General features: G+C 60.2%; 1 pseudogene. It reads left to right on the top strand.

Annotation, left to right across the window (positions count from 1 at the left end):
* Positions 1-85 (top strand): annotated as a pseudogene (locus FNJ47_RS52730) (RidA family protein); the annotation flags it as partial.
* Positions 86-236 lie beyond the last annotated feature (151 nt).

Raw genomic sequence — 236 nt, 5'->3', positions numbered from 1 at the left:
CGCGCGCACCACCTGCGTCGTCGTGGCGCTGCCCAATCCGAAGATGCTGATCGAGATCGAGGGCGTGGCATCAGTGAAGGGGTGATCCCGCACTCTCATCGTCGTCCTAGCGAAAGCCAGGACCCATAACCACCGCATTTGATTGTGAACGGGATCGTGGCCCAGCGTCGCGCAACAATTGCGACTTGGGGTAATGGGTCCTGGCTTTCGATAGGCCAACGAGGAGAGTGCGGGAT

The sequence above is a fragment of the Bradyrhizobium uaiense genome, from assembly GCF_010811875.1.
Classification (GTDB): Bacteria; Pseudomonadota; Alphaproteobacteria; order Rhizobiales; family Xanthobacteraceae; genus Bradyrhizobium; species Bradyrhizobium uaiense.
The sequence above is the reverse complement of the archived record's forward strand: the minus strand, read 5'-3'. Positions and strand labels throughout refer to the sequence as shown.